The organism is Bacillus hominis (genome assembly GCF_030348325.1).
In the GTDB taxonomy this organism is placed as follows: domain Bacteria; phylum Bacillota; class Bacilli; order Bacillales; family Bacillaceae_G; genus Bacillus_A; species Bacillus_A hominis.
Window position 1 is genome coordinate 1,389,807 of record NZ_JAUCFS010000005.1, and the last position, 14,968, is coordinate 1,404,774.

The 14,968-nt window shown below is 34.5% G+C and carries 12 protein-coding genes; 3 read left to right on the top strand and 9 right to left on the bottom strand.

What is annotated here, in order from left to right; genetic code table 11:
- The gene (locus QUF93_RS09490) at window positions 1-621 is read right to left on the bottom strand and encodes a DUF47 domain-containing protein (protein ID WP_000231445.1); all 621 of its coding nucleotides are present in this window, start codon (window positions 619-621) and stop codon (window positions 1-3) included.
- Window positions 622-932: 311 nt separating this feature from the next.
- On the opposite strand from QUF93_RS09490, the gene QUF93_RS09495 reads away from it, so the two are divergent.
- On the top strand, window positions 933-2,972 hold the full coding sequence (locus QUF93_RS09495) for a transglycosylase domain-containing protein (protein ID WP_289358589.1): 2,040 nt from the start codon (window positions 933-935) through the stop codon (window positions 2,970-2,972).
- 178 nt (window positions 2,973-3,150) lie between these two features.
- On the opposite strand, the gene QUF93_RS09500 is transcribed toward QUF93_RS09495, so the two are convergent.
- The 3 genes from QUF93_RS09500 to QUF93_RS09510 all read right to left on the bottom strand — a co-directional run bounded on the left by QUF93_RS09500 (window position 3,151) and on the right by QUF93_RS09510 (window position 6,466).
- Window positions 3,151-3,579, bottom strand: a complete 429-nt coding sequence (locus tag QUF93_RS09500) for a hypothetical protein (RefSeq protein WP_289358590.1) — start codon at window positions 3,577-3,579, stop codon at window positions 3,151-3,153.
- Window positions 3,580-3,799: 220 nt separating this feature from the next.
- Window positions 3,800-5,014: a Gly-Xaa-Xaa repeat protein gene (locus QUF93_RS09505; protein ID WP_289358591.1), complete on the bottom strand. Its 1,215-nt coding sequence runs from the start codon at window positions 5,012-5,014 to the stop codon at window positions 3,800-3,802.
- A 186-nt stretch (window positions 5,015-5,200) separates the two neighbouring features.
- A complete protein-coding gene (locus QUF93_RS09510) occupies window positions 5,201-6,466 on the bottom strand; it encodes an ATP-binding protein (RefSeq protein ID WP_289358592.1) in 1,266 nt (421 codons plus the stop codon).
- A 161-nt stretch (window positions 6,467-6,627) separates the two neighbouring features.
- Between QUF93_RS09510 and QUF93_RS09515 the strand changes: the two genes are divergently transcribed.
- On the top strand, window positions 6,628-7,473 hold the full coding sequence (locus QUF93_RS09515; RefSeq protein ID WP_002117564.1) for a DUF72 domain-containing protein: 846 nt from the start codon (window positions 6,628-6,630) through the stop codon (window positions 7,471-7,473).
- 215 nt (window positions 7,474-7,688) lie between these two features.
- Here QUF93_RS09515 and QUF93_RS09520 read toward each other — a convergent pair whose 3' ends face one another.
- From QUF93_RS09520 to deoD, 4 genes are all read right to left on the bottom strand, one after another.
- Window positions 7,689-7,883, bottom strand: coding sequence for a DUF3924 domain-containing protein (locus QUF93_RS09520; protein WP_002117567.1), 195 nt, complete (start codon window positions 7,881-7,883; stop codon window positions 7,689-7,691).
- 121 nt (window positions 7,884-8,004) lie between these two features.
- A complete protein-coding gene (locus QUF93_RS09525; RefSeq protein ID WP_000806236.1) occupies window positions 8,005-8,535 on the bottom strand; it encodes a tyrosine-type recombinase/integrase in 531 nt (176 codons plus the stop codon).
- Window positions 8,536-8,642: 107 nt separating this feature from the next.
- Entirely contained in the window at window positions 8,643-10,454 is a 1,812-nt protein-coding gene (locus tag QUF93_RS09530; RefSeq protein WP_289358593.1) for a sensor histidine kinase, read from the bottom strand.
- A 201-nt stretch (window positions 10,455-10,655) separates the two neighbouring features.
- The gene (gene deoD / locus QUF93_RS09535) at window positions 10,656-11,363 is read right to left on the bottom strand and encodes a purine-nucleoside phosphorylase (protein ID WP_000110705.1); all 708 of its coding nucleotides are present in this window, start codon (window positions 11,361-11,363) and stop codon (window positions 10,656-10,658) included.
- A gap of 175 nt (window positions 11,364-11,538) precedes the next feature.
- Here deoD and QUF93_RS09540 point away from each other — a divergent pair, with 175 nt between their 5' ends.
- A complete protein-coding gene (locus QUF93_RS09540; protein ID WP_289358594.1) occupies window positions 11,539-12,333 on the top strand; it encodes a DUF8832 domain-containing protein in 795 nt (264 codons plus the stop codon).
- A 4-nt stretch (window positions 12,334-12,337) separates the two neighbouring features.
- Here the strand turns inward: QUF93_RS09540 and mprF are convergent, their stop codons facing one another.
- Window positions 12,338-14,923 carry a bifunctional lysylphosphatidylglycerol flippase/synthetase MprF gene (gene mprF, locus QUF93_RS09545; RefSeq protein WP_289358595.1) on the bottom strand — a complete coding sequence of 862 codons (2,586 nt, stop codon included), beginning with the start codon at window positions 14,921-14,923 and terminating at the stop codon, window positions 12,338-12,340.
- Window positions 14,924-14,968: the final 45 nt, after the last annotated feature.

The following is a 14,968-nucleotide window of genomic DNA, read 5'->3' on the forward strand; positions in this document are numbered from 1 at the left end:
TTACGCGTTCTTCATAATGATTGTTTCTAATACGTTTGCAACGCTTTGACAGCTATCAGCTACTTCTTCAAGCTCTTCGTAAATCTCTTTAAATTGAATAATCTTAATCGGATCTTTCTCACGAGAGAATAGGTGCTTAATCGCATGACGGCGAATATCATCACATTGTGACTCGTAATCCTTAATCTTAATCGCATTTGTACGAATATCGACTAATTTCTTTTTAGACAGTAATTCAACAGAGTTTGCAATTTCAATCGCACATTGATTAATTGCTTCTACGAATTTAATCATGTATTCATCAGCTTCTGTAATAGAATACATTTCGAATAGACCAGCACTATGATCTAATCCGTCTAATACATCATCCATACTCATTGCAAGCTGTAGGATGTCTTCACGTTCAATAGGAGTAATAAACGCTTTGTTTAGCTCCATAATGATTTCGTGAATAAATGAGTCACCTTTTGACTCGTACTCTTTCATGCGCATAGAAAACTCTTTTAAATCGCTAGCATTTTTAATTTTATACTCCACGAAAAACTGCGCGCCTTCTTTTAAATTTTCGGAAACATTCATTAGCATTTCAGAAAATTTATCTTTTTTTGATTTAAAGACCATTATTGTTACCCCCACAAAAGTAATATATGTAAAATATATTGGCTAGTCAATTCTAACAAAAAACTGTCGTTTTTTAAAACATTTTATCGAAAAATTTACAAAAACTTAACATAACTCACGTAGTTGTATTAATAATATTAATACTGAATAGTGAATATCTTACTTGTAGAATGTCCTTTTCTTGTGAAAAGTATGAATGTGAAAGAAAAGCTTTACACTATAGGAACGACTACGTTATTATAATAAATTTAAAAGGAGGTATATTCTTCCTTTTAAAAAGAAGAGTGTAAACAAATGAAGGAAGTGAACGAATGAAATTGAAGAACACTCACTTTAAAAAAACGCTTGAGTGGTTCAATAAGAGGAAGAAACTACGCAATTCATTAATTGTATTGGGAAGTTTACTTGCTATTCTATTTATTGTTGTAAATATAATAATTTCCATTCAAGATATATCTGAATTAAAACAAGCTGTTCCACAACCGACTTTAATTTATGATGCAAATAATGAAGTTGCGACTAAATTAGCTTCTTCTAAAGCCGAAGGGGTTAAAAGGAAAGATATTCCTGATATTATGGTTCAAGCAATTGTTGCAGTAGAAGATAAGGAATTTTTTAGTCATCATGGTATTTACTATAGTGGAATCATAAGTGCTGTATTTAAGAACATTACAGCCGGTGAAGTTGTGGCAGGTGGTAGTACAATTACACAACAACTTGCGAAAAATGTATTTTTAACGCAAGACCGTACATACTCACGGAAAATAAAGGAGTACTTTCTAACGAAAAAAATAGAACGTACTTATACGAAAGATGAAATTATTGAAATGTATATGAATCAAATTTATTTTGGTGAAGGTGCTTGGGGGATAAAAAGAGCAGCTAAATCGTATTTTGATAAAGAGGTAAAAGACTTAACAATTTCAGAAGCTGCAACGATTGCGGGATTAATTAAAGCGCCATCTGCGTATTCGCCGTATAAAAACTTTAATAAATCAATTGAAAGACGTAATGTCGTATTAGGTTTAATGAAGGAGCAAGGATATATTTCTGAAGAACAATATAATCAGGAGAAAGAATCAGGTCTTGTATTACGACGTGGTGTTGACGATAAATATAAGGGGAAATATTCTCAATACGTAGATTATATTGTTAGAGAAGCGATGGACAAGTATGAATTAACACAAAATGAAATTTTAGCAGGTGGTTATCGTATTTATACGGAACTTGACCCGAAAAAACAACAAGCGGTTGAAGATGTTGTGAATAATGATAGTTATTTTAAAGATAGTGGTTCAGATCAGCTTATGCAAACTGGAGTGGTCCTTATGAATCCAAAAACTGGCGGTGTTCCGGCTTTAGTTGGAGGTAGAGGTCCTTATCAATTTTTACAGTTTAATCATGCAACACAATTAAAAAGGCAGCCAGGTTCAACGTTAAAGCCTCTTGCAGTGTATGTGCCAGCGTTAGAGCAAGGATATGAAGTATATGATGTCTTAAAAGATGAACCGTTTAATATTAAAGAATATGCACCACAAAATAGTGATCATACGTTCCATGGTAATGTGACGATGTATGAAGCAGTGGCAAAGTCATATAATGTTTCAGCAGTTTGGCTATTAGAGCAAATTGGATTAGATAAAGGATTGAAATCTTTAGAGCGGTTTGGTATTCCATTAGAGCCTGAAGACCGTACGTATCCGATTGCTTTAGGAGGTATGCATGTAGGGACTTCTCCATTTGTAATGGCTCAAGCGTATAGCGCACTTGCAAATGATGGTGTCCAAGTAGAAGCTCATGCCATTAGAGAAATCCAAAATGCTGAAGGGGAAACAATTGGAAAATGGTATAAGAAAGAAACTCGTGTGACGAACGAGAAAGTTGCCCAAAAGATGACATACTTATTAAAAGGTGTTATTGAAAGGGGAACAGGTGAAAAAGCGAAAGTTAATAATATCGATACCGCAGGCAAGACAGGGACTACCCAGCTTGTAAATGGACCAAGCACTGGTGCGAAGGATTCGTGGTTTGTTGGTTACACACCGGATTTAGTAGGTGCGATTTGGGTAGGGTATGATAAAACGGATAGTGAGCATTATGTGCCAGGAGGCAGCCAAATTACAACGACAATGTTCCGGGACATTATGAAGAAAGCGAATGGAAATCCAACTCAAAAGGCATTTCAGTTATCACTAATACCTGAGGCGGATTATACAAAACAATTAAAAACGATTGAGGAAGAAAAACGAAGGAAAGAAGAAGAGAAAAAACGAAAAGAAGAGGAACAACAAAGAAAAGAACAGCAAAATGAATGGATAGATAAAGTAAAAGGGTGGATTCCATTTTGGTAAAAAAAGAGGCGAATAACGAGTTCGCCTCTTTTTTATGAGAAATGAGTGATTTTATCTCGGTTTAAAATGTAGCAAAAGAAAAGAAGTTAGGTGAGAATCGAGCTGCCTATAAAAATTTGATTGGTTTAGCTTAATAATCAGTGGGGATGGGAAAAGCTCCACTGATTAAAGCTTCAGTTTATTTATTTAGCGTAACATTGGTCCTGCCGAAGGATTGAGAATCATACGTGACGGTTATTATTCCTTTACTAATAGGTTCATATGGTAATTCCTCTTCATAAATTCCGGCATTTTCATTATGGATAGAGAGTGTTATTTCATCAACGTCTTTAGTTTTATATTGATCTTTAATCGTTTCGGCGATTTGAAGTAGGTTTTCATAACTAGAAGCTTCTGTAATAAGCATTCCTTTTATAACTTTTTTTTCATTTTGTGTGGAAGAGGAATACGGGATGTTGTTTTGTTTTGTATACAGAAGTTCGTATGGAACTGTTTTTCTTTCTGCTTTTGAAATGTTTGAATATTTTAGGGTTAAAAGAAATCCTATACATAAAATTATGCATACCATAAGAACAAACCAAAAACGTGTCAGTGATATAATTCTCATTATCATCCCTCTTTCATGTCTTTGTCTTCACTATTCATCATACAAAAAGAGAATTAAGCTAGAGTAAATTTGAAGTAAAGAAACGTAAAGAAGGAGTACTTATCCTCCAACATAAGTAATTCTTTTTATTAAAAGAGAGATTTAACATACAATCAAAATAATACAGATTCCTATAAATCAAATATTCTTGGTCGTTCAAAAATAAGATAAAAACTAAAAGTTAGTAAATTCGGAAGACTGATAGCGTAGCTGTTGTGTCACCGGTGTTAGGAATAGAAATAGTATTTGCTGTAGGTTGTACAGAGAGTGTTGTACCAGCTGTTAAAGTAACAATTGTGGAGAAAGAAACCGCGCCACCGATAACGTTAGTTGAAAAATTACGAGTAGGTGGTTGACCGTTGAATGAAATACCGAATCCAAACGGTGAAGAACCCGGGAAGGTTGTAGATGCTGAGAAACTAATATCGTATACTCCTGTTTCTAAAATAGTTAAAGTATCTGAAGTGTCATTAAAATTGATGTTATTTAAGTTGAAAATTTGATTAAATTGGATGTTTGTTCCAGGAGATATAGTTTGTGGATTAGAATTTTCTATTGCTGCTATAGTTACAGGGAGTGGTGTGTCCGCCGGTCCAGTAGCACCTTGAGTACCCGCTGGCCCTTGAGCGTCAGTAGCACCTTGAGTACCCGCTGGCCCTTGAGCGTCAGTAGCACCTTGAGTACCCGCTGGCCCTTGAGCGTCAGTAGCACCTTGAGTACCCGCTGGCCCTTGAGCGTCAGTAGTACCTTGAGCCCCCACTGGTCCTTGAGCGTCAGTAGTACCTTGAGCCCCCACTGGCCCTTGAGCGCCAGTAGTACCTTGAGCACCCGCTGGCCCTTGAGCGTCAGTAGTACCTTGAGCCCCCGCTGGCCCTTGAGCACCGGTAGCACCTTGAGCACCCACTGGCCCTTGAGCGCCAGTAGCACCCGCCGGCCCTATTGCTCCTCCGCCAAGGCAACCTGATCCATATTGCACTAGGATAGCTTGAATTTTTGTAATGAGCTTAACGAGTTTATCGATAGTACAGCAATTGATTTTGAATAACTTAGCAATATACAATAAATAATTAAGCAGATTTTGTAGTTCAACGTATAATGCTCCGCATGAGAAAGGTGATGTCTTTAGGATAGTTAATAGGTTAGCAATAATGGAGTTTCCGATTTTTTCTTGTGCGGGTGATAAATCTAAGCAACTGAGGAGTTTTTGAAGATTATTTAGGATATCAATATTATCTTGAGAAGGGTTTTGAAATACAGCTTGAATATTTTGAGCAAGAGCTTGAAGAAGTCTAACATACTCTTTAAGTTCGGACTTAGAGATATTAATATAACTGCAAGCTCTTACTTCGCAACAATCATTACCATAGAATGCTTTCCCTTTATTTTTGTTGGACATCTTTTCATTCCTTTCTTTTATAGAATAAATAGTCTTTGCTATATAATAAAATGAAAATTAAACTGAATTCGTGATGGATACACTACTATTAAGTAAAAAAGAATAGGCTATAATAAAAAAACTGCACGCCAATTGTTAGGTTATATCTAACAATTGGCGTGCAGTTCGTGGAATAGTCCAACATTTTTAATGATTAATTCTTTCATGGTTTGTTTTAGGTGAAATTGGAATAGAGATAGTGAAAGTTGTACCATTTTGATCACTAGTAACTTTTAATGTGCCATTATGATTTTGAATAATTTTCTTCGTTACTGATAATCCCAGTCCTGTTCCTGAGTCTTTTGTAGAGAAAAACGGATCAAATATATATTCTTGAATAGCTGGAGGAATGCCGATTCCATTATCTTTGAAAGTAATACGAACAAAATTATCTAAACGATAACTAGTAATTTGAATAGAAAGAGGTTCTTCACCTTGAGCATCGACAGCATTTTGAAATAAATTTAAAAAAACTTGCACGAGTTCATGACGATCAATATTGACGAGTACACCATCTAATTCGGCAGAAAAGTCATAGTCAATAGAAATGTTGTGCAAAAAAACTTCACTAGCGAGTAGTTGTTGAATATACTCGCGTAAAAACGTATTAATTGGAAAATGTTCTCTAGTAAATTCACGCGTTTTTGAAATAGCTAAAAATTTTGTAATAATACTATTTGCACGATCTAATTCAGGGATGAGTAGACTTTTAAATAATTCTTTATTGGATGGAGAAACGCTGTCTTGTAGAAATTGCAAGTACCCACGTACCGTTGTAAGGGGATTTCGTACTTCATGTGCAATCCCAGCTGCAATTCGCCCAGCTAGGGAAAATTTTTCGGCATCACGTTCTGTATTTAAATAATGAAATACACTAATAACTCGGAAAATCTCTCCATTATAATCACGAATAATGCGGTTGTTTACGATGCCGTAGTTTTTGTCTAATACTTCTTCATTATATATTTCAGTTCCTGTTTTTAATGTTTCAATAGCTTTAATTTTTTCTTCTGGCAAATTTAATAATTGTTGAATTGGCTTGCCGATTATTTCGTTTCGTATTACACCAAAATCATCTGCAGCAGCTTGATTACATAAAGTAATATTGCCTTTGCTATCAATAAAGGTTACATGATGTGAAAAAGCATCAAAAATATGAACAAAGTGTTTTTCGAGTTGTTCAAATAAAAATAATGAATCGCAAGTAAGTTGAAAGTCAGCCTCTGTATTCTCTTTACGTATGTTTTGAATGGAATGGGTTGTTCGTGTTTTTTTAATTTGTAAACCGATATGTGGATTTTTATATGTGAAATGATGTGGTAATTGATCCACAAGTTCTTCATAAAAACGTACTTTATTTTCTAGTTCTTCTATTCGTTTTTCATGAGATACAATAGCATCGTTTGGAAGCATAAATAAATAACCCCTCAATTTAAAAATTCTTCCATTTAGTATATCATATTTTTATACGGATACTCTTAAAGAAAGAGCTACTTTATGAAATTGGTCGGATGGTATTTTTGTGAAGTAATATCGAATGAGTGTAAGCTGAAGTTGGGAAGGGAGGAATTCGTTTGTTGTTTATTGGAGTGACGGGATGGGGAGATCATGATTCTTTATATATAAATCCCTATGAAAATAGAAATAAACTACGAACATATAGTGAGCATTTTCCTATTGTGGAAGTAGATAGTTCATTTTATGCGATGCAACCTGCACGAAATTATACGAAATGGGCGATGGAAACACCAAAAGATTTTTCATTTGTCGTAAAAGCATATCAAGGAATGACAGGGCATATGAAAGGGGAAATCCCTTTTTCTACGTTTGATGAGATGTTTGATGTGTATAAACAATCAATTCTGCCTTTAATAGAAGCGAATAAATTAAAAATGATTTTATTTCAATATCCACCATGGTTCGATTGTAAAGTGAAAAATGTAGATTTACTTCGATACACGAAAGAAAAAATGGAAGATTTCCCATGTGCAATAGAGTTTCGGAATCAAACATGGTTTTATCCAGAAATGAGAGATAAGACGTTACAATTTTTAGAACAAGAAAAATGGATTCATACAATTTGCGATGAGCCTCAGGCAGGAATAGGATCAGTACCGCTTGTATTAGAGGCAACAAACTCAGACATGGCGTTAATACGTTTTCATGGTCGGAATGTTCATGGATGGCTTGACAAAGGAGAAAATTGGAGAGCGGTTCGTTGTTTATATCGCTACAATAATAATGAGTTGAAAGAATGGGTAAACCGATTAGAGCAATTGAAAAAAAAGACTAAGGACATATACGTTTTGTTTAACAATAATTCGGGTGGGGATGCGGCGGATAATGCGAAACAGTTGATGGAAATGGCGAATATTACATATGGCGAACCGAAACCAGAGCAATTAAATTTATTTGAATAAATACAAACAAGAAAAGCACTGTACAAACAGGGGGAATGTACAATGCTTTTCTATATGAAAAAGAGGGGTAACAATGTTACTGAGCGTTTGGTTGATTCATCAATTGTTGGCTTCGTAATAAATGATAATGGTTATCATTATCATAGTCAATAGTTTTTCGGAAAATAAATAAAAAACTTTTGATATTTTGAAAATAAATAAAAAAAGAACAGCAATTAATGCTGTTCTTTTCCATTGACGAATTGTTGTAAATCAAAAGGAGTTATCGCCTGGATAAATTCTTTTGAGATAAGTGTTTGAACGAGAGTGCTTTCAGAAATTGTAGCACCTGTTTTCTTTTCATAAGCTTGCTTTAATAAATCAAGTTTTTCAGCCGTATCTTTCGGTAATTCAATTGTTAATGTGTTCATAATTTCTCCCCCTTACTATTAGAGTACCATTACAGTATAGGAGAGACAAGAAAAGAGAATATGAAACATAAAAAAGGTTACCAAATTTACAAATGGTAACCTTTTTTATGTATAAGAGTTATTAAGCAATACCGATATACTTTAAAGTTTTTGATGGAGTACTATGATCAAAGAAGTGTTGTAAAAATGCAATATCAACACCTGATTTGTATGCACAATAGCCCCAAGTTTTTCGAAGTGTATGTGAGCTAATCCCTTCTAATCCAACTTCTTTTGCAGCTTTGTTTAAAATGTACCATGCATGTTGTCTCGTAATAGACTTTGTTCCTTTTTGAGACTTTAATAATGGTTCATTACGTTTCCAAGTTTTACGTTCTTTCATGTAGTCTTCGATTGCGTGCTGTAAGTCTTCATTTACAGCAAACCATTTATGTTTCTTTACTTTTTCATTGTAAAATAAAATGGAATGGCGAACATTTTCATTTTCATCGATTACATCACTAACTTTTAATTGTAAGATTTCACTTACTTTCAAGCCAGAATTTACAGCTAATACGAATAATAAGCCATCACGTTTCGAAGATTGTAAAAGTATATTTTTGATAGTTTCTAATTGTTTTTCGTTTTGAATAGGTTGTCCTGCTTGTTTCATTTCACGCACTCTCCTCTTTTATATGTGTAAAGGAAAGGATTAACTTGTTTCTTACTATAAAGGGAGAGTGTGAATTTCATGTGAACTCCTAGTGAAATTAAGACAAATTATTTGACTTCTTTCACTTTTTGTAAATTAAAATAAAATACAACACTATTAGTTGTATTATACACGCCGTATTCAGCGCGATGTAAGTCTAAAATGTTTTTTACAATAGATAGCCCAAGGCCGGTACCTCCAGTATGACGGCTACGAGAAGCGTCTAAACGGTAGAAGCGATCCCAAATTTTTTCAAGGCTTTCTTCTGGAATAGGATTGCCTGTGTTTTCAATTTCGATTTTCACTATATCTTCCGCTTCTACAACAGAGACGTGTATTCTTTCTCCATCTGGAGTGTATCGAATTGCATTACTAAGTAAGTTCACAACTACTTGCTCAATACGACTACGATTCGCTTTAACAAATAGAGAAGCGTCGGCCTGGATGTCCACTTGTAAATGTTTTTCTTCCATGCTAAATAATAATTTTGTATAGACTTGTTGAATTAATTCACCGATTGAGAATGTCGACATTTCTAGTTTGTACGTACCAGATTCAAGTTTTGCTAATTCTAACATTTCAACAATAAGCCTGTTCATATTTTCTGTTTCTTCTAAAATAACATTTGTATAATATGTCGTATCTTTACTTACGCCATCTTGAATACCTTCAGCGAAGCTACGAATAACACTAAGTGGTGTTTTTAATTCATGAGATACACCAGAAATGAATTCTTTTCTCGTTTTTTCCAATTGACGTTCGCGTTCGATATCTTGTTGTAATTTTGTATTTGCAACATTTAATCGGTCGATTCGATCTTTTAAATTTACAGAGAGTGTATTAATACTACTTGATAATCCACCAATTTCATCATCTGCTACAACAGGTAACTTCTCGCTAAAATCAAAGTTGGCCATTTTTTTTGTAACGCGATTTATCTTAATTAATGGTTTAACAATGATTTTTGAGTAGTAGAAGGATAACAAAATAATAACGAGAAACACGATAATTAAGGCATAGACATAATAATCCTTTAAAACGAGCATCGCTTCATTAACAGGTTGCAAAGATGCTATCGCAAAAGCGTATTCTGTAATTTTTCCGTTTTCCATAATAGGTTTTACAAAGATACTATTTTTTATATTCTCTCCGCCATCTAGTATATAAGTGTTTAATTGCTGCGAGTTAGCAGTGCCATTTCTAATAATCTCTGCAAAATATTGAACGGCTTGTAATGTTTCAAAATCATTTGCAAGACGAACCTCGGCTTTTGATGGAAGCTGTAATTTAGATACAATACCAGTAAACTCAATTTGAGTCGCAGTTTTGTATCGGTTTGTAAGTCTATTTTTAGAAGGGTTGCCATTAATGGATTGAAAATCTGAATTGATACGTTCGTTTTGCCATCGATTATAATTTGTTGTCAATTCTAGTGGCGTTATTGTGTTCCCTTGTACCAAACCGACGACGTTTATCATGCCATCTTTTTTCAATCCTAAGTTTTCGAATTTCTGATATTCTTCGGGCGTTAAAAGATTATTGAGCGGAATGGAATATGTTTCATTATTTTTAGGATTAATGACATCAATGTAGTAATTGTTGTCACTTTGAATAATTCCTTTAGAATCTAAAAATTGGATTTCGGCATTTGTTTTATCATGAAATTCTTGTTTTAATTTTCTAGTTACCTCAAAGCCTTGGTCGCTTTTTTCGTAATTATCTACGAATTTTTCAAAAGCCGTTTGAACGGTTTTTACTTTTTTATTAATGTAAAACTTCTCTAAAAATAGAGATTGTCCAAGGAAAAAAAGGAGAAATATGATTGTAAATAAAGTTGATGTTAATAAAAATAGTTTAAAGACGATGCTTCTGTTCTTCACTGTTTCACCTCGTATGAAAAATACTGTAATATAAATGATTCCTTAATTATAACAAAGGTTACAAAAAAGTAGAGGGGAGAAATCTGTCTCTCTCTAAAGTAGTTTTTTATAGAAAGTCACATAAAGAGAAGGGGCAGTGACTGTCGAAGTATTTTAGCATAAAAAAGAACTCGCCAGACGTATGACAAGTTCTTTAGTGTGCTATTGCTGAATTGCTGCATCTAAAGCGATTTCAATCATTTCGTTAAATGTAGTTTGACGCTCTTCGGATGTTGTTTCTTCACCAGTGAAGATATGGTCGCTTACTGTTAAGATAGATAATGCATTTACACCATATTTAGCTGCTAATGTGTAAAGAGCAGTTGTTTCCATCTCTACTGCTAATACACCGTAATCTCCAAGTTTTTTAACCATGTCCATGCTCTCACGATAAAATACATCTGCTGTTAATACGTTACCAACACGAACGTGTAATCCTTTTTCTGTTCCAGCATCGTAAGCTTTCTTTAAAAGATCAAAGTTTGCAGCAGGAGCAAAATCAAAACCTGGGAATGTTAAGCGGTTCATATTAGAATCTGTACAAGCTGTCATCGCAATAATAACGTCACGTACCTTAACATCTTTTTGAATGGCACCACATGTCCCAACACGAATTAAGTTTTTCACTCCGTAGCTTTGAATTAATTCGTTTACATAAATAGAAATAGAAGGAACACCCATACCTGTACCTTGAACAGATACACGCTTTCCTTTGTAAGTTCCAGTGAAACCTAACATGCCACGCACGTTATTATAACAAGTAACATCCTCTAAAAATGTTTCAGCAATATATTTTGCACGTAATGGATCACCAGGTAATAGAATAGATTCAGCGATTTCGCCTTGTTTTGCTTCAATATGTACACTCATGAAAAGTCCTCCTTATTATGTATTGATAGAAATCAATATCATTTGCATTATACACTATGAATCCTGTCAATCAAAACCTTTTTAAAATTTGTAATGTGTACAAAATAGGAGGATTTCATGAATCATCACCTAGAATATATATTTAAGAAGTTTTGCATGAATAAAGACAATAAAAATGGTAGGTGATATTTTGAAAAATCTTGTCATTGGGCTTATTGCACTAGTACTTGTCGTGGCAGGAGGATTTTACATAAAAAAATATCAAGAAACTGTAGAAACGACCGGAGATGTTCAAGAAGTGAAATGGGATGTGAAAAATAAAAAGGGAAATGAAAAAGTCGATATTTCGTTTCAATTGCTAAATAAAATGAATAATGAAGTTCGTGGTGTGAACGATCAAATTCGAGCAGTGATAGTGGATGGGAATTTGAAAAATATACAACAAACGAAGCCTATATTTGCTGGAAATGGATCGTATAAGCTATCTTCAGATGTAGCGAAAGGTGAAGAGTACACGATATTTTTGTATGAAGATGAAAACAAGTCCGTGGAATCATTTTCTAAGAAAGATTTTGGTGAAGAAAAAAAGGAGAAAAACAAGGACAAGAATAAAAAGAAACTACCTGTTGATACTGTACTTACAAAAAATATAGGAGAGCATCAAGTGTCTCTTTTATTTGGTGCATTACATCCGAATGAGGTAGCGACATTAACATTTCAGTTTCAAGCGAAAAAGGGAGAAAAGCTGAAATTAAATTCAGGAAGAGGTGAAGTCAACGCTCTTTATATCGTTGATGAAACGAGGGAACATTTTTTATACGCCATTCCTGTTGATATGGAGGAGCAATTACAATATCGTATTACATTTCCAGAAGAAGGAACATATAAAATATGGGGGAATTTCTATATAAATGGTAAGAAGTATGAAAAGGAGTTTAGTATACAAGTGCAAAAACGAAAAAACAGCTAAGTACTTAGCTGTTTTTTCGTTTTCCTATTAATTTTGTTACAGAGAGCATTGTAATTGGTAAAGAATGATTCTTTCGAAATGCTAAATATTTGCCGCTCCATGCAGGTTTGTATTTTTCTTTAAAATGTCGTAAACCGCTGAAGCTATATGTGTAACGAACGTTATTAAATATTGCAGCAGCAACTCGTTCAGACCAGAACGATTGCGTTGATAAACCGACATTTGAGAGAGGTGCCATACCAATATTAAAGGAATGGTATTCATTTTCTTTTGCCCAGTGGAATAAGTGGATAAAAATTGCATCCATAATTCCGCTAGGGGCATCTGGATAATAACGCATTAAATCAACAGATAATATGCCACTTTGATATACTGGCATAAAGGTTGTGAATGCAATGATTTTTCCTTCTGCATCAGATAATGTAGCGATAGGGGCACGACTAATATACTCACGATCGAAGTACCCAAGTGAAAATCCTTTCTCCTTTTTTCCGCCGAGCCAAGCATCAGACACTTTCTTTAATTCCTCGTATAATTCGTCTGAGAATGGCGGCTTATGGATGGAGAATGTATAACCTTCTCGTTCAAAACGGTTGAAAGTAGCTCGCATACCAGCACGTTTTTTTCCTGTTATTGTAAACGTATCTAAATCAACGACAGCCTCTTCGCCAAGTTTAAAGAAGTTGTAGCCGAAATCGTGGTATAAGCTCATCCATTTACTTTCAATTTGATAAAATACGCAAATATACCCAAATCGATCAGCTTCAGCTAAAAATTCTTGCAACACAGTGCGGTAGGAGGATGGATTACCAATTGGATCACCTAGTACAACAAGACGTTTTCCAGTAATTGAAAAGAGAAGAAGTGCTTTTCCGTCACTACTAAAGAAGAACTGTTTATCTCCTAAAAAACCTAAATGGCTCAGTACGTTCCCACCATGTTCCTCTAAGAAGTTTTCTAACCTTTTATCATTAGCTGGTTGCCCGGGAAATTCACTGCGGTAACGATTGGCAATTAGTGAACCGATAAGTAAAAAAGTAGGAACGAAAAAGGCGGCTGCTAATGCACTTCGTTTAACTTGTGTAATGTTTCGAACGACAAAATCGGGTTGGAATGCTTCTTTTGCGCCTGCAAATAAAATACCTAAGTTTTTATATAAATATAAGGTAAGCAATAAGAAGATAAATACTTTTACGATGTCAGAAAGAGAGACTTCCATTTTCTCGCGTACAAATCTTTTCCGAAGCATATACAACACAGCAAGTACGATTAATAAAATAAAGGTTTCTTCAATATCAATTCCTTTTAGGGTATTAAAGATTGCTGCTCCAATTAAAGAAACAATCGTCATATAGTAAGAACGCTTTGTTCCATAATATATGCCTCGCGAAAGAATCAGAAGGAGAATACCGAATGTTAATGATAAGCTAAAAGAAAATTGAATAAGGTGCTTTGGAGCTAAAATATGTAAGGCGTGAGCTCGGTTAATACTAGTCGGTAAAATTGTTGATAGAATAACCATTAAGCCAGCGAATACTGTTAAAGCGGCGGATGCCCATGAACCTAATTTCCCTAAAAAATCACGTTGTAAAGTCCAAATTACACCAGTTGTTTCTAATGCAGGTGCAATAAATGGTTTATCTTCAATTTTTTTTATGGCCGCTCCTGTCATTTCAAATGCCGCAAAAATGAGACCAAGGCAGAATGGTAAGATGTAATAGACAAGTCGATATAATAACATAGCGGGGAGTAATACGCCTGTATCAACTCCGTATTGTCCTAGTCCGGTTAAGAAAACAAGATCAAATGAACCAAGGCCACCAGGCACAAGACTTACGACACCAGCTAAAGCAGCAATTACATAAACACCTAAAAACTTTTGAAATTCGATATCAATTCCAAACAATATTAAAATGACGTACATAACGATACCAGCAGATACCCACTCGACTAATGAAACTAATGAATATAAAACAGTTGGATTTTTCTCTTCTTCTTCATCCGCTTGTCCGTCTAGCTGTTTTGTTTTTCTATTTTTAATTTTAGAAAACCCAATATATATAGGAACGAAAAGAGCAAAGAAGATAAGAACAGGCCATAACCAAGGTTTTTCGTGCAGAATAAAACTAGTGTCTAATATTCCAATAAGGCCGAGGAATGACAGAATGGCTAATCCGTTAATAAAAGCGGTTGTCATCCAAGCAATGCTTTTAATAAGTTTCCCATTCTCTTTTATATGTGGACGATATAGCATTGTACGTACACCGGCACCAACAAGACCACCAAAACCGATAAATCCATTTAAAGTGTTTGCAATCCATGAGATGCGGAAAATCTTTTGTACGGGTATATCTGCTTTTAAGTAACGAAGCATAACAAAGTCATAAAAGAACATTGTTGAAACGGCAAATGCACCGAGTGTAATCGCTAAAAATACTCCACCAGTTGGAATGTTTTTAATTGTTTCAATTGCTTCTAAAAAAGAAATGCCTGCTAATTCTTTTTTAGCTTGAAAGAAAACAATTGTTAAGACAACAAATGGGAAGATTATTTTCCCGATTTGTAAGAAACGTTTCCATGAAAACGACATAAATACAACTCTCCTTGTGTAAGAAAACTGAGACAATAATATTAT